General features: G+C 73.1%; 15 protein-coding genes. 9 read left to right on the top strand and 6 right to left on the bottom strand.

Annotated elements, in window-relative coordinates:
* Positions 1-149: 149 nt before the first annotated feature.
* The 3 genes from EKD16_RS06905 (at position 150) to EKD16_RS06895 (ending at position 2994) form a co-directional block, all read left to right on the top strand.
* A complete protein-coding gene (locus tag EKD16_RS06905; protein ID WP_131097619.1) occupies positions 150-836 on the top strand; it encodes a hypothetical protein in 687 nt (228 codons plus the stop codon).
* Positions 837-966: 130 nt separating this feature from the next.
* Positions 967-1599, top strand: coding sequence for a TetR/AcrR family transcriptional regulator (locus EKD16_RS06900; protein WP_131097618.1), 633 nt, complete (start codon positions 967-969; stop codon positions 1597-1599).
* Between the two features lie 222 nt (positions 1600-1821).
* Entirely contained in the window at positions 1822-2994 is a 1173-nt protein-coding gene (locus EKD16_RS06895; RefSeq protein WP_131097617.1) for an acyltransferase family protein, read from the top strand.
* A gap of 334 nt (positions 2995-3328) precedes the next feature.
* Here EKD16_RS06895 and EKD16_RS06890 read toward each other — a convergent pair whose 3' ends face one another.
* Entirely contained in the window at positions 3329-4021 is a 693-nt protein-coding gene (locus tag EKD16_RS06890; protein ID WP_242677272.1) for an HAD family hydrolase, read from the bottom strand.
* Positions 4022-4227: 206 nt separating this feature from the next.
* Here EKD16_RS06890 and EKD16_RS06885 point away from each other — a divergent pair, with 206 nt between their 5' ends.
* From EKD16_RS06885 to EKD16_RS06870, 4 genes are all read left to right on the top strand, one after another.
* Positions 4228-4701, top strand: coding sequence for a PTS sugar transporter subunit IIA (locus tag EKD16_RS06885; protein WP_131097616.1), 474 nt, complete (start codon positions 4228-4230; stop codon positions 4699-4701).
* Positions 4698-4973, top strand: a complete 276-nt coding sequence (locus EKD16_RS06880) for a PTS sugar transporter subunit IIB (protein WP_131097615.1) — start codon at positions 4698-4700, stop codon at positions 4971-4973. Before EKD16_RS06885 ends, EKD16_RS06880 begins: the two co-directional genes overlap by 4 nt.
* Positions 4974-5102: 129 nt before the next feature.
* Complete coding sequence (locus tag EKD16_RS06875; protein WP_131097614.1) at positions 5103-6641, top strand: PTS ascorbate transporter subunit IIC; 1539 nt, start codon at positions 5103-5105, stop codon at positions 6639-6641.
* A gap of 166 nt (positions 6642-6807) precedes the next feature.
* Positions 6808-7593, top strand: a complete 786-nt coding sequence (locus EKD16_RS06870; protein WP_131097613.1) for an enoyl-CoA hydratase-related protein — start codon at positions 6808-6810, stop codon at positions 7591-7593.
* 36 nt (positions 7594-7629) lie between these two features.
* Here EKD16_RS06870 and EKD16_RS06865 read toward each other — a convergent pair whose 3' ends face one another.
* The 4 genes from EKD16_RS06865 to EKD16_RS06850 form a co-directional block, all read right to left on the bottom strand.
* Complete coding sequence (locus tag EKD16_RS06865; protein ID WP_242677271.1) at positions 7630-8913, bottom strand: heparan-alpha-glucosaminide N-acetyltransferase domain-containing protein; 1284 nt, start codon at positions 8911-8913, stop codon at positions 7630-7632.
* A 137-nt stretch (positions 8914-9050) separates the two neighbouring features.
* Positions 9051-11021: an acetoacetate--CoA ligase gene (locus tag EKD16_RS06860; protein ID WP_207391448.1), complete on the bottom strand. Its 1971-nt coding sequence runs from the start codon at positions 11019-11021 to the stop codon at positions 9051-9053.
* Positions 11022-11084: 63 nt separating this feature from the next.
* A complete protein-coding gene (gene bioD, locus EKD16_RS06855) occupies positions 11085-11804 on the bottom strand; it encodes a dethiobiotin synthase (RefSeq protein ID WP_207391536.1) in 720 nt (239 codons plus the stop codon).
* Entirely contained in the window at positions 11804-13168 is a 1365-nt protein-coding gene (locus tag EKD16_RS06850) for an adenosylmethionine--8-amino-7-oxononanoate transaminase (RefSeq protein ID WP_131097610.1), read from the bottom strand. The genes bioD and EKD16_RS06850 overlap by 1 nt, the downstream gene beginning before the upstream one ends.
* Positions 13169-13649: 481 nt before the next feature.
* Here EKD16_RS06850 and EKD16_RS06845 point away from each other — a divergent pair, with 481 nt between their 5' ends.
* Together EKD16_RS06845 and EKD16_RS06840 are read left to right on the top strand one after the other, a co-directional pair.
* Complete coding sequence (locus tag EKD16_RS06845; protein WP_131097609.1) at positions 13650-14828, top strand: aminotransferase class I/II-fold pyridoxal phosphate-dependent enzyme; 1179 nt, start codon at positions 13650-13652, stop codon at positions 14826-14828.
* A 260-nt stretch (positions 14829-15088) separates the two neighbouring features.
* Entirely contained in the window at positions 15089-16153 is a 1065-nt protein-coding gene (locus EKD16_RS06840; RefSeq protein WP_242677270.1) for an SGNH/GDSL hydrolase family protein, read from the top strand.
* A 75-nt stretch (positions 16154-16228) separates the two neighbouring features.
* Here EKD16_RS06840 and rocD read toward each other — a convergent pair whose 3' ends face one another.
* Positions 16229-17506: an ornithine--oxo-acid transaminase gene (gene rocD / locus EKD16_RS06835; RefSeq protein WP_131097608.1), complete on the bottom strand. Its 1278-nt coding sequence runs from the start codon at positions 17504-17506 to the stop codon at positions 16229-16231.
* Between the last annotated feature and the right edge of the window lie 115 nt (positions 17507-17621).

The raw sequence follows: 17621 nt of genomic DNA, 5'->3' as shown, positions 1-17621 counted from the left end.
ATCAGCCCCGCCCCGCACCACACCCGTCCGCCGCTTGTGGAGAACCGGCGCATCGGACGCCGCCCGCTGTCGGGCATGATGGGGCGGGAAGGGTTCACCGTGACGCGGGTGGCCGCGCAGTGCGCGGGCGCGCGGGGAGGGCGGCGAGTGTGGCCGAGTTTCGCATCGTCTCCGAGGGCGGGGAGCTGGATCTGCGCCGGCTGGCCGCCGACCTGGTGGAGTCCCAGGGCTGGCCGCGCGACCAGGTGAGCATCTGGGAGAACCGGGGCGGCGGCGATGTTCTGGTGACCGTCGACCCCGCCCTGCTTGCGGATTCGAAGCCCGATCCGCTCTCGGCGACGGTGCACACCCGCAGCGACGTGCACCGCGCCTGCGAGACGCTGCGCCGCAGCGATCCGTCGCTGCGCGGCGTCGACTTCGCGGAACTGCGCGACGAGGCCGCCCGGTTCTTCGCCGCGGGCTGGACGGTGGGCGACCTGCTGCACGCGCTGGGCCACCGCCACGACGGGACGCCGTGGGAGCAGGGACCGGGCTACGAAGGCGTCGAGTGGCTGCAGCACCGGTTGCGCAACTGGAAATCCGAGACGGGCGACATCCGCCCTTCGGTGTCGCAGGAGGGCGCGCAGATGCGCATCGTGGGGCGTATCGGCCTGCCCGGCGGCCTCGGCCTGCCCGAGGAAGGGGCCCAGGCGGGGCGGCGGGCCGCCTCACCCCAGGCGGCGCGCGCCGCCGCCGACGACGCGCGCCGCCTGATGCGCGCCCAATCCCCCACCACCAGCGACTCCCTGGAGCACCGCGACCGCACCGCCGCCCACATCACCCGCCGCAGGCACTGACGCGCGGCGACACCGGGCGAGCGGAGGGGCGCACGCCGGCCGCTGCCCGCGCGGGGCCGCGGCGACCGCGCACGACCGCGCGTTCCGAGGTGCGCGGGCAGCTGCCGACCCGCTGGTATGTTCGCTGTCCATGGGGTCAGATTCGCGCTCGGACGGCCGCCGCAAACGCACCTTCATCGAGGAGGCCCGGCGCGCGCAGATCGTCTCCGCTGCCATCGGCACCGTCGCCGAGGCGGGCTATGCCGGCGCCTCGCTGTCGCGCATCGCGCAGCGGGCCGGTATCAGCAAGGGCGTCATCTCCTACCACTTCTCCGGCAAGGACGAGCTGATGGAGCGGGCCGTCGAGCAGGTCTACTCCGACATCGCGGAGTTCGTGCTGCCCCGCGCCGCGGAGGCGGCCGACGAGCGCTCCTCCTTGCGGACCCACATCCTGGCCGTGGGCGAGTACATGCGCGGGCACCGCGAGCAGCTGCTGGCCCTGGCCGGCATCTTCAGCGGCACGCAGACCCCTGAGGGCACGCCGCGCTACCGCATCCGGGCGACCGAGTCGATCTACCAGGGCTATTCGGAGCTGCTGCGCGCCGGCCAGGACCGGGGCGTCTTCCGCGCCTTCGACACGCGGGTCATGGCGGTGTCCGTGCAGGCATTGATCGACGGGATGTTCCAGTACTGGGTGGCCTATCCGGACCACGACCTGGAGGCCCACGCCGCCGAAGTGGCCGAGCTGGTCGACCGCGCCACGCGGGCCGACTCCCCCGCCTGACCCGCCCCGCCGGCGCGCGCTCCGGCGGCGCCCGCAAGCGGACGCGTAGTCGGTCCCGCCGCTTTCCGTCTGCGCTCGACCGGTCTCAACGGCGGCTCAGGGATCCGTGATGGAGGCCACCGACTCTCTTCTGCCCACTTGACTAAAAAACTGGCCGTTCGGACAAAAATCAGTACGCTTGGACAGAAGTCACCCCGTCTCGCCCCGGATCGGAGATCGTCCATGGCATCGAACCGGACCACCGCCTCCCCACCTGCGGACGGGGCCGCAGCACCGACCCGCCCGCGGCTGTACTACCTGGACAACCTGCGCGTCGCGCTGACGGTGCTGGTGGTGCTGCACCACGCCGCCATCGCCTACGGCAACATCGCGATGTGGTACTACGTCGAACCGGCCGACGACCCCAGCGGCCTCCTGCTGGACGTCTTCAACGCCCTCAACCAGACGTTCTTCATGGGGTTCTTCTTCATGATCGCCGGGTTCTTCACGCCCGGCTCCCACGACCGCAAAGGCGCCCGCGGCTTCATCGGCGGCAGGCTGGTGCGGCTGGGGGTGCCGCTGCTGCTCTTCGTGGTGCTGTTCCGCCCTCTGCTCGGCCTTGGGGACTACCTGGCCGATCCCGGCGGGACACCCTTCTGGCGCTACGCCGTGGCGAATATGGACCCCGGCCCCATGTGGTTCGTCGCCACGCTCCTGGTGTTCGCCCTGGCATACGTGCTGATCAGGCGGTTCGCTCCCGAGCGCGAGGCCGCGGCCGCGCCGGCGGCGCAGGTGGTCCCGGCCGGACCGGCCGGCGCTATCGGACCACTGGCCGTCACCGGCTCCGTGGCCCTGCTGATAGCGGTCACCTACCTGTGGCGCATCATGGTGCCCAGCGGCACCTCCATCGCAGGCGTACTGCCCACTCCCGCCTACATGCCGCAGTACGTGCTGCTCTTCGCCGCGGGGGTACTGGCCTTCCGCAAGGGCTGGTTCGACGCCGTACCGCGCTGGGCGGGCTGGGGCGGAGCGGCAGCCGCCCTATTCATGGTGCCGGTCTACGTGCTCGTGATAACCGTGCTGGGTGACCCGGCGGCCCTCCAGCCCGGCAGTTGGCAGACGCTCGCGGTGGCGGCGACGGAGAGCACCCTCGCCGCGGGCACCGTGCTGGCGCTGTCGGCGCTGTTCCAGCGACGGTTCAACCGCCGTTCGGCCGTCGGGAGGTTCCTCTCCGACCACGCCTACGCGGTCTACTTTCTGCACCCTGCGGTGCTGGTCGGGCTGAACCACGCCTTCTCGGAGTGGGAGGCGCCGGCCGTCGCCAAGTTCGCTGCCGTGGGCGCGCTCGCGCTGCCGCTGTGCTGGGGCGCGGCCTACCTGCTGCGCTCACTCCCCCGAGCCGACCGCGTGTTCTAGACCCTGTTCAACAACGCCGGTCTGCTGGGCGGCCTCGTCGGTCTGCCTGGTGAAGGGGTGGTCTAAAGCGGCGCCGAGGACGGCGGAGGACCGGGCCCGCGCCCAACAGGCCGGGTGCTCGCCGGTGGCGGCGGCCGGCCGGAGCCGGCCGCGGAAGACGTGGCGATCGTGGCCGAATTCCCAAAAAACGCCGCTGGATCTCGTCATACGGCCACGATCGCCACGCTGCCCTGCGACATAACGGGCCCTTGAGCGCCTCCCGGCTCCGCGGCCTCCTTGCCGCCCCCGCCGGGCGCGCCTGCGACCGCCGCGGTCCCATGTCCGCCCTCGCGTGTCAGAAGACCTCGACGAGCCGACCGATCGGGGTGACCTCGCGGTAGCGGTCGTGGGACGCGGGCGGCTCGGCGTGTTCGAGGACCCAGGTGGCCGGGTGCGGCACGAGGACGGCGCCCATGCCCGCCTCCAGCGCGGGGAGGACGTCGGACTTCACCGAGTTGCCGATCATCCAGGTGTGCTCGGGGTCGAGCCCGTGCGTCCGCCCGAAGTCGCGGTAGGCCTGCGGCTCCTTCTCCGGGACGATTCCGATGCCGTCGAACAGCGAGGCCAGCCCCGAGCCGTCGATCTTGAGCTGCTGGTGCTCGGGATCGCCCTTGGTCAGCAGGTACAGGGGGTGCCGGTCGCGCAGCGCGTGGAGGGTCTCCAGCACGCCTTCGAGCAGGATGATCTCGCCTTCGACGATCCGCCGGCACAGCCCGTGGAGGTAGGCGCGGTCGGCGTCGTCCACCCTTCCGCCGGGCCGCAACCGCGCCAGGCAGTCACCCAAGCTGCGCTCGAAGACGCGGGCGCCGTAGCCGTAGCGGGCGCTGTTCTCCCGTTCGATCCCGGTCAGCACCGCGCGGATCTGCGCGCGGGAGAGCGCGGGATGCCCGACGTAGTCGACGAACTCCTCGATCGCCTGCTCGAAGAGGACGTTGCACTCCCACAGGGTGTCGTCGGCGTCGAAGATCAGGTTCATCGGGCGCAGCATCCGTCTATCCGTATCCCTTCGCGCTCGTCCGCCGCTGCGGCGGCGGTTCCCGATCCCGGGGAGCGTACCCGCGCGCATACCTGCACGACACCGAACCGTGCCCTACGTTACATTCGTGCGATCACGACCTAGCGTGAGAGCGCGGCCCGTAGCGGGAGTGATCCCGCAGCGCACGCGGCGGGCCGGGTCCACCTTCGGGAGGCACCATGCAGGAACCGTCGCTGTCGCGGCTGCTGCCGGTCGACGCCATCGTCACCGGCATCGAGGCCGAGGACTGGCGTGCGGCGATCAGAGCCGCCGGCGAACTCCTGGTCGCCACGGGCGCGACCGCGGACGACTACATCGGCGAGATGCAGCAGGCGGTCGAGGAGTACGGGCCCTACATCGTGATCGCCCCCGGCCTGGCGCTCGCCCACTCCCGCCCCTCCCCCGCCGTGCTGCACACGGGGCTGTCCTGGGCGGGGCTGGCGGAGCCGGTCGAGTTCGGCCATACCAGCAACGACCCGGTCCGGCTGGTGATCGGCCTCGCCGCCGTCGACCACGACGGCCACTCCTCGGCGCTTTCGCGGCTGGCCCGGCTGCTGGCCGACCCCGATCGGCTGGCCCGGCTCACCGCCGCCACCAGCGCGGCGGACATCCACGGCACCATCAGCGAGTACGAATCGAGCGAAGAGCAATGAAGATCCTCGCGGTATGCGGCATGGGCATCGGCACCAGCGTTCTACTCAAGAGCAACGCCGAGAAGGCCGCGAACGACCTCGGCCTGGACGCCGACGTGGAGATCGCCGACATCGGCACCGCCCGCGGAGCCGCGGCGACCGCCGACGTGGTGCTGACCTCCGGCGAACTCGCGGCAGAACTGGGCGACGTGGGCATTCCCGTGGTCGTCGTGGACAACTTCGTCGACGGCGGGGAGATCCGCGAGAAACTCGGCGCCGCCGTGGGCCGGTAGCGGTCCGGCCGGCTCGTGTAGACCCTGCACACTCCCGCCGCGGCGGCCCGAGCGGGCGCCGCATCCGCCGACCCGCGCCGGCGGCGCGCCGCGGCGGTGGAACGAATCCCTGTTGCCAGGAGCGGCCCTATGGATCAGCTCGTCGCAGTCGCGCAGTTCATCGTCAACGAGGTCCTGAGCATCCCGGCCTACATGGTCGGCCTGATCACCGCCGTGGGCCTGATCGCCCTGCGCAAGTCGGTCGGCCAGATCGTGGGCGGCGGCCTCAAAGCGGTACTCGGCTTCCTGCTGATCGGGGCCGGCGCCGACATCGTCGTAACGGCCCTGGACCCGCTGGGCGTGATGATCCAGGGCGCCGCCGGAGCCCAGGGCGTCGTGCCCACCAACGAGGCGATCGTGGCGATCGCCCAGGACCGGTTCGGCGCCCAGGTCGCCTGGATCATGATCGCGGGATTCGCGCTGAGCCTGGTGCTGGCCCGGTTCACCCCGCTGCACTACGTCTTCCTCACCGGCCACCACATCCTCTTCATGGCCACGCTGCTGACGATGGTGCTGGCCACCACCGCGCTGCCCACCGCCGTCTCGGTGGCGCTGGGCGCGGTGCTGCTCGCGGTGGTGATGGTGGCGCTGCCGGCGCTGTCCCAGCCGTGGACACGCAGGGTCGGCGGCGACGGCAAGATCGCCATCGGCCACTTCGGCACGCTGGGCTATGTGGCCGCCGGCGCCACCGGGCAGCTCGTCGGCCGCACCAGCCGCAGCACCGAGGATCTGAAACTGCCCGAAGGGCTGCGCTTCCTGCGCGACTCGATGGTGGCCACGGCGCTGTCGATGGTGCTCATCTACGTCGCCGTGGCGCTGGTCTTCTGGGCCCGCCAGGGCACGGCGGCCGCGCTGGAGATGTTCCCGCCGGCCGAAGGCATCGAGCCCACCATCGGGCACTTCATCATGCAGTCGGTGATGCAGGGCCTGCAGTTCGGCATCGGGGTCGCGGTGATCCTCTACGGCGTGCGGACCATCCTGGGCGAGCTGGTGCCGGCGTTCCAGGGCATCGCCGACCGCGTGGTGCCGGGCGCGGTTCCCGCGCTGGACGCGCCGATCGTGTTCCCCTTCGCGCAGAACGCGGTTCTGGTGGGGTTCCTCTCCAGCTTCGTCGGCGGGCTGGTGACGCTGGCGGTGATGGCCGTGGCGCTCAATCCGGTATTCGGGCTGGCGCTGATCCTGCCGGGGCTGGTGCCGCACTTCTTCACCGGGGGTGCCGCCGGGGTGTTCGGCAACGCGACGGGTGGCCGGCGCGGCGCTGTCGCGGGGGCCTTCGTCAACGGCGTGCTGATCACCTTGCTGCCCGCTTTCCTGCTCGGCGTGCTCGGCGACTTCGGCACGGCCAACACCACCTTCGGCGACGCCGACTTCGGCTGGTTCGGCATCGCGATCGGCTACGCGTTCCGCACGGGCGACGTGGGCGGTGTCGTGCTCGCGCTGGTGCTGGCGGCCGCCCTGCTCGCGGGGGCGATCGTGGTGCAGAAGCGCGCCGTCGAACGCGGCTGGGACCCCGGAGCCCGCCACGAGGCGGCGCTGGCGGAGCGGGCCGAGACCGAGCCGGAGGAGGGCGACTCCTCGACGACAGACTCCTCCGGCGGCGGCACCCGACGCCCCGAACGCGGCGAGTGATGCCGGAGCTGCTGCCGGGCTGTCCGGCCGGTTCATCCGCTCCGTGTGCAAGCCTGGAATCGCCCTCATGCGGCCGGTCGCTCCGCGAGCCGCCGGGGCGGCGCCGATGCCCGTCCCGCGGCGCGCTCCCCTACAGCGCGGCGCCGCCGCGGCGTAGCGTCGGGCCATGAACGAAGAAGCCGTCAGCGAAGAACCCGTCCTCGTCGAGCGGGACGGTCGGGTCGCGACCATCACCATGAACCGGCCCGAGCGCCGGAACGCCCTCTCCCTGGAGCACATGCACCGGCTCACCGCCGCGTTCGAGGAGGTCGGCGCGTCCGACGCCACGGGTGTGATCCTGGCCGGCAACGGGCCGGTCTTCAGCGCCGGGCACGACTTCGCCGACGTGGCCGAGGCCGACCTCGACGGCGCTCGGGAACTGCTGCGCACCTGCGTCCACTTGGTGGAGACCATCCAGTCGGTGCCTCAAGTGGTGGTCGCGCGCGTGCACGGGCTGGCGACCGCCGCCGGATGCCAACTGGTGGCCGACTGCGACCTCGCCGTGGCCGGCAACAACGCCGGCTTCGCGGCCCCAGGCGGCAAGGGCGGCTGGTTCTGCCACACGCCGATGGTGGCGATCTCGCGCTGCATCGGGCGCAAGCGCGCTCTGCAGATGGCCCTGACCGGAGACACCATCGACGCGCCGACCGCCACCGAGTGGGGGCTGGTCAACATGGCGGTACCCGACGCCGATCTGGACGAGATGTCCCACGACCTGCTGGAGCGGGCCACCCGCGGGGCGCCGCGCAGCACCGCGCTGGGCAAGCAGGCTCTTTACGCCCAGTTCGACCGGCCCGAACGCGACGCCTACACCTACGCGGTGGAGGTCATGGCCGCGAGCAGCCAGACACCCGAGGCGCGGGAGGGCATCGCCGCATTCCTGGAGAAGCGCTCGCCGCAGTGGCCCCGGTAGCACCCGGCCATCCGCCGCGGTCCGGACGCGTCCCCTTCAGCGCCCGGACCCCGGCGGAGGGGCGCCCCCGCCGCCCTCCAGCGGCGGCCCGGTGGCGGTCACCAGCTCCGCGACGACGTCCCCGGCGGAGCCGAGGGCGCGCTCCAGCGGGCCGCGCCCCAGCGTCAGCCGCCACAAGGTGGCGAAGACCAGCGCGCCCAGCACGAACGCTCCCAGCCGGAAGGGTGCGTCGTCCTGGAAGGAGAACCCCAGCGCCGCGATCACCAGGATGTGGCCGGTGTAGATGGTCAGCGCCATCGACCCGGCTGCGGCAAGCGGGTACAGCGGTGCGGCAGCGACGTCCGCGGCGGCCATGCAGGCGACCAGCACCAGCAGCGCGGTGCCCACGGCACCGGCGATCTCGAAGCCGGTACCGCTGTGCGGAGTGGCCACCACCAGGTACCACAGGGAGTCGGTGGGCACTTGGCCGTGCAGGTCGTTCAGCTCGCCCGAGACCACACTGCGCATCTGGCCGCTCACCAGGGTGTCGGCGCCGACGGAGTCGGTGGCGCCGCCCAGCCGGTCCCGCACGAGCCGGTCGAGCCCTCCCAGGGGGTATAGCAGCAGCCAGGAGCCGCCGTAGCCCGCCAGCGCGAGACCGGCCCCGGTGGCCGCCATCGTCAGCCGCACCCGCACCGCGAAGAGGTCCAGCCGCCCCAACGCCATGCCGGCCGCGACGAAGGCCATGAAGGTCGCCGCGGGATAGTAGCCCGTGAGCAGGAAGTCGGTGACGCCGCCGATGGAGGAGACCCGGGGCGAGGGCTCGACCGGCCCGGCGCGCAGCAGGAAGGACACCACCGGGCCGAGCACGGCGACGGCGGCCGCGATCGCGCCCAGCGCGAGGGCGCGCAGCCGCAGCAGGGGCAGCGCCAGCAGGAAGAATCCGCCGTAGTAGGTGAGGATGACCGCGATCGGCGCGCCGGTGAGGTCGAGCATGATCCCCAGCAGCGCCAGGACCAGGGCGCGCACCAGGATGCGGGCACGCGCCCGCTGCAGCGCCGTGCCCTCCAGCGGCACCGTGCGCCCCGTCATCAGCGACAGGGACACTCCGGCCAGGAAGGCGAACAGCGCGGAGGAGCGGCCGCGGGCCAACTGGTGCACGGTTTCCGAGGCGGACTCGCCGAACGGGTCGCCGCCGAAGACGCCGATGGCCCCCACACCGAGGTGGACGGTGAACATCCCGAAGACCGCGAGCGCGCGGGCGACGTCGATACCGGCGATGCGCCCGCCGCGGGCGTCGACGGCGTCCGGGGTCCCCTGGTGGGGAATCTGCTGCGACACGCGCACCACACTAGGCGGGTCCGCGGGTACTTGTCCCATCCGCCCGATCCCGCAGGAGCGGTGCGACGGGAGCGGGCGCCGCGCGGCGCGCGGGTACGGCGGCGCGCGGTCCCGAGAGGGCCGCGCGCCGCCGCGGGTCAGGCGCCGCCGGGCTGTTCGGCGGCCAGCCGGGTGAAGTAGTCCAGAGCTTGCGGGTTGGCCAGGGAGTCGCGGCTGGCGACGCGTTCGGCGGCCTCGCCCATCAGGATGCGTTTGACCGGGACCTCCAGCACCTTGCCGGAGAGCGTGCGCGGCACCTCGCCGATCGCGCGGACCGCGTCGGGTACGTGCCGCGGCGAGCAGTCCTCGCGGATGCGCCGCGCCAAACGCGAGGTGAGGTCGTCGTCCAACGCCGCGTCTTCGCGCACCACCACGAACAGCTCGATGCGCGAGCCGCCCTCGGGCTGGGGCACGTCGACCACCAGGGCGTCGGTGACCTCGTCGAGTGCCAGCACGGCCCGGTAGATCTCGCTGGTGCCCATGCGGATTCCGCCGCGGTTGATGGTGGAGTCGGAGCGCCCGTAGATCACCGCCGTGCCGCGCTCGGTGATCTCGATCCAGTCGCCGTGGCGCCACACGCCGGAATAGACGGAGAAGTAGCTGTCGTGCAGCCGCTCACCGTCGGGGTCGTTCCAGAGGTAGAGCGGCATCGACGGCGCCGGCTGGGTGACGACGAGCTCGCCCACCTCGCCGATCAGCTCGTTGCCGTCGGGATCCCACGCGGCGACGGCCATGCCCAGCGACCGGGCCTGGATCTCGCCCTCGTAGACGGGCAGTGTGGGCACGCCGCCGACCAGGCAGCTGCAGATGTCGGTGCCGCCGCTGGTGGAGAACAGCCACAGCCCGTCGCCGAGTTCGCGGTAGCACCATTCGAACCCCTCCGGGCTGAGCGGCGCCCCGGTGGAGCCGACCGCGTGCAGCCGGGAGAGGTCGCGCCCGCGGGACGGGTGGACGTCCTCCTTCATGCAGGAGGAGAGGAACCCGGCGCTGGTTCCGAAGATGGTGACCTGCGCCCGCTCGGCGAGGTCCCACAGCGCGCCGAGGTCGGGATAGCCGGGGCTGCCGTCGTAGAGGACGATGGAGGCGTCCGTCAGCAGCACGCTGACCAGGAAGTTCCACATCATCCAGCCGGTGGTGGTGTACCAGAAGACGCGGTCGCCGTCCTGGGCGTCCAGGTGCAGGTGCAGGTTCTTCAGCTGCTCCAGCAGGATGCCGCCGTGGCCGTGCACGATGGCCTTGGGCAGGCCGGTGGTGCCCGAGGAGTACAGCACCCACAGCGGATGGTCGAAGGGGACCTCGGCGAAGGCGAGCTCGGCGCCCGCGCCGGCCGACTCCAGCTCCTCCCAGGCCAGGGCGCCTTCGACGGGGACGTCGCGCAGGTAGTTCAGCACCACGGTGTGCTCGACGGTGGGCAGCTGCTCGCGCAGCTCGGCGACGACGTCGGTGCGGTCGAAGTCCTTGCCGCCGTAGCGGTAGCCGTCGACGGCCAGCAGCACCTTGGGCTCGATCTGGGCGAAGCGGTCGACGACGCTGCGCACGCCGAAGTCGGGCGAGCAGGAGGACCATACGGCGCCGATGGAGGCGCAGGCGTAGAAGGCGGCCACCGTCTCGGCGATGTTGGGCAGGTAGGCCACGACGCGGTCGCCGGGACGGACGCCGAGGTGGCGCAGCCCTTGGGCGATCGCGGCGGTGCGGGCGCGCAGCTCGCCCCAGGTCCACTCGCCCATCATGCGCAGTTCGGAGGCGTGGCGGATGGCCACGGCGTCGTCGTCGCGGTCCGCGAAGATGTGCCTGGCGTAGTTCAGCCGGGATCCGGTGAACCACCGGGCGCCGGGCATGGAGGCGTCGACGAGCACCCGCTCGTAAGGGGTTTCGGCGCTGACGCCGTAGTACTCCCAGATCGCCGACCAGAATCCGTCCAGATCGGTGACCGACCACCGCCACAGCGCGTCGTAGTCCTCGGCGTCGACTCCGCGGTGCTCGCGCACCCACCGGGTGAAGGGGGTGATGTTCGCACGCTCGCGCCGGTCGTGATCCGGCTTCCACAGCAGCGGCGGCGCTGTCGGCATATCCGGCTTCCTCCTTCGGGCTGCACGCCGGCGCGCAGGTCCGGCAGGCGGGTGTGACGCCCATCATCTAACTACAGGCTCCGGCACCGGCACACGGCCGGGTCGCCGCGGCGCGCGCCACCGGCCGCCCAGCGGGGGCGCCAGGGCAGCCTGCGCGACCTCGGCGAACGCCCGCGGCCGGCAGGCCGGCGCCCCTTCGGGCAGGGCCCCCAGCAGCGGCAGGCCCGACACCTCCGGCAGATCGGCGAGGTTGCAGCGTACCGCCAGGTCGGGCCGGACGCCCAGGTTGCCGATCACCGTACCCGCGCAGGCCAGGCCGCGCGCGGCGACGGCTTCGGCGGCCAGGGCGGTGTCGTTGAGCGTGCCCAGCCCTGCGCGGACCACCAGCAGCACCGGGGCGCCCAGTTCGGCCGCGACGTCGGCGAGGGTGTCGCCGGCGGCGTGCAACCGCACCAGCAGGCCGCCGGCGCCCTCCACCAGCACCAGGTCGTTCTCGCGGGCGAGGGCGCGCGCAGCGTCGGCCGCGTCGGCGGCGCGCACCCCCGCGCGGCCGACGCGCCGGGCGGCGGTGGCCGGTGCGAGCGGGTCGGGATAGCGGGCGAGTTCGCACACCGCGGTGCCGGGGACCAGGTGCGCCACCTCGTCGGCGTCGCCCGCCTCGCCGGGCACCGCGCCGGTCTGCGCGGGTTTGAGGACGGCGGTGCGGCCGCGGTGCGCAGCGGCGACGGCGGCGGTGACCGCGGTCTTGCCGACACCGGTGCCCGTCCCGGCGACGACGAGGATCACCGCGCGGCCTCCCCGGGCCCGCACGCGCGGGCGGCGGCGACCATCGCCCCGGTGATACGGGCGGTGTCGGCGGAGTCGCAGATGTAGGGCGGCATCGTATAGAGCATGTCGCGGAACGGCCGCAGCCACACCCCGGCGTCCATCGCGGCCGCGGTGGCGGCGCGCACGTCCACGGGGCCGTCGAGCTGCACGACGCCGATCGCGCCGAGCACCCGCACATCGGCGACCCCCGGCACCTCCCGGGCCGGGGCCAGCCCCGCCTCCAGCTCCCGGGCGATGCGGTCGACGCGGCCCCGCCAGTCGCCCGTGGTCAGCAGACCGACGGAGGCCGAGGCCACCGCGCAGGCCAGGGGGTTGCCCATGAACGTGGGGCCGTGCGCCAGCACCGGGACCTCGCCGCGCGCGATGCCCTCGGCGACCCGGGTGGTGCACAGCGTCGCCGCCAGCGTCAGGTACCCGCCGGTCAGCGCCTTGCCCAGGCACATCACGTCGGGGGCGACGCCGGCGTGGTCGGCGGCGAACAGCTCACCGGTGCGGCCGAAGCCGGTGGCGATCTCGTCGAAGACCAGCAGCACGTCGTGCCGTTCGGTGATCCGGCGCAGTTCGGCGAGGTAGCCGGGGCTGTGGAAGCGCATCCCGCCGGCGCCCTGCACGACGGGTTCGACGATGACGGCGGCCAGCTCGTCGGCGTGCTCGGCCACCAGCGCCTCCAGGTGCGCGGTGTAGGCCGGGTCGGGGGCGGCGCCGAAACCGGGCGGCGGCTGCTCGGCGAAGACCTGGCGGGGCAGCACGTCGCCCCACAGCGCGTGCATGCCGCCCTCGGGGTCGCACACGGACATGGCGTGGAAGGTGTCGCCGTGGTAGCCGCCGCGCCAGGTGAGGACGCGCCGCTTGGCGGGGCGCCCGGCCGAGCGCCAGTACTGCAGGCACATCTTCAGCGCCACCTCCACCGACACCGATCCCGAGTCGGCGAGGAAGACGTGGCGCAGCGGCTCCGGGGACAGTTCGACCAGGGTTCGCGCGAGGCGGGCGGCGGGGCCGTGGGTGAGGCCGCCGAACATGACGTGGCTGAAGGCGCCTGCCTGGTTCGCCACCGCCTCGTCCAGCACGGGGTGGGCATAGCCGTGGATCGCCGACCACCACGACGACATGGCGTCGACGACCTCGTGCTCGGCGCCGCCTTCGGCCGCGGCCAGCCGCAGCCGCGTGCCCGATGCGCCCACGACGACGAACGGCGGATCGGCGGGCCCGATCGCGGAGTAGGGATGCCACAGGTGCTCGCGGTCGACGCGGGCCGTCCACGCCGGATCGGGGTCGGAGTGGGGAGTCGTCGCAAGAGACTCGCTCGGCCGATGGTTCACCGCCCTCGCCTGCCTTTCTCGGCGACTTCGACGGCCTCAGCAGCGCTGGTCATACCCGGTGATCCTGCCAACGGGCCGCGCCCGTCGAGTAGGGCGGGCCGCCCAGTTTTCCGGGGCCGAATTTTGTCGCTTCCCGCACATCCGCTCGGGCTGTGCGGATGTGACAGTGGCACAGGCCCCGCCTCGGACGCCCGGTAGCCGGCCGGGCGGACGCGGGGAAGGGGCGCGCTTCCCTGGTGCGGGGCCCTTCTCACGTACCGGCCGCCGCGGCGACGGTGGCGCGGCGGCCGGGCGAGTCGGGCACCGCGGGAGCGGCCGTCTGCGCGGTCACACGCCGGAGCACAGGCGGGTACGGCGGGTCGGCGGACCGACCCCTCCGGTGACCTCTCCCCTGTGGTACCGAGTCCGCGACGGCGGCATGCCGACGGCAGGCGCGTCCGCGCCGCACCGGAGCCAGTGAACGAGCCGACGAGGAGGAGGTATGGCGACCCGGAGCCCCGCTCCGTTCGACCGGCTCGCCGACGCGGCCCGCGAGCGCGCGTCCGCGGGCCTGACCCGGCGGTTGCGTCCCCGGTCCGCGGACCCCGGCGCGGGCACCGTCGACCTGGCGGGCAACGACTACCTCGCATTCGCCCGCCACCCCGACGTGACCGCGGCGGCCGCGGCCGCCGCGCGCCGCTGGGGCGCCGGCGCCACCGGGTCCCGCCTGGTCACCGGCGACACGATGCTCCACCGCGAACTCGAAGACGAGCTCGCCGACTTCTGCGGCACAGAGGCGGCTCTGGTGTTCTCGTCCGGCTACACCGCCAACCTCGGCATGGTCACCTCCCTGTCCGGCCCGTCGGCGGCGCTGGTCTGCGACCGCAACAACCACGCCTCCCTCATCGACGCCGCGCGGCTGGCCAAGGCGGCGGGCACGCGCGTGCTGCTGTTCGACCACGCCGACACCGCCGCGGCCGAGGCGGCCCTGGCCGACGCGGGGCGCGAGCACCGGATGCTGCTCACCGACACCGTGTTCTCCGTGGACGGGGACCTGACCGACACCGCGGCCCTGGCTCGCGCCTGCGCCGAGGACGGCGCCGCGCTGCTGCTGGACGATGCGCACGGGCTCGGCGTCGTCGGAGAAGGCGGCGCGGGCGCGCTGACCGCGGCGGGACTGCGCGGTGCGCCGGGCGCGGCGGCGGCGGTCACGCTGTCGAAGTCGCTGGGCGCGCAGGGCGGAGCCGTCCTGGGACCGGGCGCCCTCGTCCGGCATCTGGTGGAGACGGCCCGCAGCTTCGTCTTCGACACCGGGCTGGCGCCGCCCGCCGCCGGCGGCGCGCTGGCCGCGTTGCGGCTGCTGCGGGCCGAACCGGAGCGTCCCGGCCGGCTGCGGTCTGTCGCGCTCAGACTCTCCGCAGGGCTGAACGCGGCCGGGCTGGACGCGACCCGGCCGGATGCCGCCGTCGTCTCGGTCGCCGCCCCCTCCCGCGGGGAGGCCGTGGCCTGGGCCGAGCGCTGCCGCGCCGCCGGCGTCGCTGTGGGCTGCTTCCGGCCGCCGTCGGTGCCCGACGGCCGCTCCCGGATCCGGCTCACGGCGCATGCGGACCTGACGGATGTGCAGGTGGAGCGGGCGGTGGAAGTGATCGCCGCGACGGGGCCGACCGGCGGCGCGCGCTGAGGCGTCCCCGCACCGGGCGCGGCCGTCCGCGCCTGTCGAGGGCCGCTCCCGCCCCCTTCCGCGGTGCCCGGCATGCGCCTTCGCCACTGTGGGGTTTTCGCCCTCCGGGTAGCCTGCATGCTGTGGACGGTGGTCCCGAAGCCTCGCCTCGCGGCGTGGGCCCCGGGACCGCACGGCCGCGGAAGCGCTGAGAACGGGAGGCAGATCGAACGGTGCGCATCCCCGATACCAGCCGGCGGACTCGGCTTGTCAGCGCCGCGGTGGCCTCCGCGGTTCTGGTGTGCGTCGCCGTCATGCTGGTACCGGTGACCCGCGAGGGTGTGCTCGACGCCTGGTGCGAGGTCACCGGCCAGGGCTGCTCGCGCCTGGAGGACCCCCGCCGCGACTACGACGGCGCATCGGGCTGGCGCGAGCGCCTGACCCCCGAGGAGGCGGCCACCTGGGGCAACTACATCGCCTTGGGCGACTCGTACTCCTCGGGCGAGGGCGCGGGCGAGTACGCCGAGGGCACGGCCGCCTCGGGCGGATGCCGGCGCTCGGCCAACGCCTACCCCGAGCGCGTGGCGGACTCCTTCGACTTCTCCGGTCAGCTGGGGTTCTTCGCGTGCAGCCGCCAGCGCGGCGAAGCCATGCTGCAGTCGCTGGGCGAGACGAAGTCGCAGATCGGGCGGGTGACCGCGCACACTTCGCTGGTCACCATCGGCATCGGCGGCAACGACCTCGGGTTCACCACGATCCTGAAGAAGTGCATGCTGCGCGTGCCGCTGATGGAGACCACCGCGTGCAGCGACCAGGAGGAGCGCATCGAGCGGAATATGCGGGCGTTCGACTCCACCTTCGAGGACATCGTCGACGAGATCCGCGAGCGCGCGCCCGACGCGCGCATCCTGGTTGTGGGCTATCCGCGGCTCTTCCCCACCGATCCCGAGGGGATGTACTACACCCTGGCGCCCCACGACCAGGAGTGGTTGAACCACATGCTCAAGCGGTTCAACAAGCAGGTGCGGCAGAGCACGGCCGAGCTGGACGCCGGGATCGTCGAGGACCGCCAGACCGGCAGTGTGGAGTACGTGCGGATGTACGACGCGTTGAAGGGGCACGAGATCGGCTCCGAGAAGCCGTGGCTCAACGGTGTGCTGCTGGGCGACTTCGCCGACGGCGTCCGGGTCGACCACGGCACCTTCCACCCCAACGCCCGCGGGCACAGGGCGTTCTCCGAGCAGGTCCTGCAGCGGTTGGAGGAGGGACCGGACCGGGCGCTGTACGCCGCGCAGGAGACTCTGGACAACGCCAGCCCGGAGGTACTGGCGGGCGAACTGGACTGAGGCCCGCACCGGTGCCGTCCCCGTGCCGACCGGGCGGCGGCCGGCAGGGGGACGGCAGGCCGGATCCCGGCGGGATCAGGCGCGCGTCGCGCCCAGGTCGTGCAGCACCGCGGCAACCTGGTCGAGTGCCCGGTTCAGGTCGTCCTCGGAGATCACCAGCGGCGGCGACAACCGGATCGTGGAGCCGTGGGTGTCCTTGACGAGGACGCCGCGCTCGGCCAGCAGCTCGCACATCCGCCGCCCGGTGGCCAGCTCCGGCGCAACGTCGACGCCCGCCCACAGGCCGATGCAGCGGGTGGCGACGGCGCCGCTGCCCTCCAGCTCCTTGAGCCGGGTGCGCAGCACCTCGCCCAGCCGCCGCGCGTCGCCGAGGTAGGGGCCCTCACGCAGCATCCGCACCACCTCGGAACCCATGGCGCAGGCCATGGGGTTGCCGCCGAAGGTGCTGCCGTGCTGGCCGGGTTTGACGACACCCAGCACGTCCTCGTCGGCGACCATCGCCGACACCGGCAGGATGCCGCCGCCCAGCGCTTTGCCGAAGAGGTAGGCGTCGGGGACCACCCCGGTGTGCTCGCAGGCGCGCACGGTTCCGGTGCGGCCCAGGCCCGACTGGATCTCGTCGGCGATGAGCAGTACGCGGTTGCGGTCGCAGAGCTCGCGCAGCCGCGGCAGGTAGTCGGGCGGCGGCACGATCACACCGGCCTCGCCCTGTACCGGCTCCACGAGCACGGCCGCGGTGGTGGAGTCGACGGCCTCGGCGACCGCGTCGGCGTCGCCGTAGGGGACGGAGCGGAACCCGGGGGTGTAGGGGCCGTAGCCGCCGTAGGCGTCGGGATCGTCGGAGAAGGAGACGATGGTGGTGGTGCGTCCGTGGAAGTTGCCGCCGGCGACGACGATGGTGGCCTGGTCGGCAGGCACGCCCTTGACGTCGTAGGCCCATCGGCGGGCGACCTTGACGGCGGTCTCCACCGCCTCGGCGCCGGAGTTCATCGGCAGCACCCGGCCCTTGCCGGCGAGCCCGGCCAGGGCGGCGGCGAACGGCGCGAAGCGGTCGTGGTAGAAGGCTCGGCTGGTCAGTGTGACGCGGTCCAGCTGGCGCTTGGCGGCCGCGACGAGTTCGGGGTTGCGGTGGCCGAAGTTCACGGCGGAGTATCCGGCCAGGCAGTCGAGGTAGCTTCGGCCCTCGACGTCGGTCACCCAGGCGCCCTCGCCTTCGGCGATGACGACGGGCAGGGGGGCGTAGTTGTGTGCGGAGTGGGTCTCGGCCAGCCGGATGTGCTCGGCGGTCGAGTCGACTGCACCGGCGGGATCTCCGCCGGCCTCCTGCGGTCCCAGAGCGCGGGTCTCGCTCATCCAGGTTCCTCCGATCACCCTTGATCGATTAGCCGCTCGATGGATACCCGCTCTCCGCGAGCGTGAAGCGCTCACAGCGGTGGCTCGTGAGCCGGGCGGGACCCGTGGGAGCCCG

The sequence above is a fragment of the Streptomonospora litoralis genome, from assembly GCF_004323735.1.
GTDB classification, from domain to species: domain Bacteria; phylum Actinomycetota; class Actinomycetes; order Streptosporangiales; family Streptosporangiaceae; genus Streptomonospora; species Streptomonospora litoralis.
The sequence above is the reverse complement of the archived record's forward strand: the minus strand, read 5'-3'. Positions and strand labels throughout refer to the sequence as shown.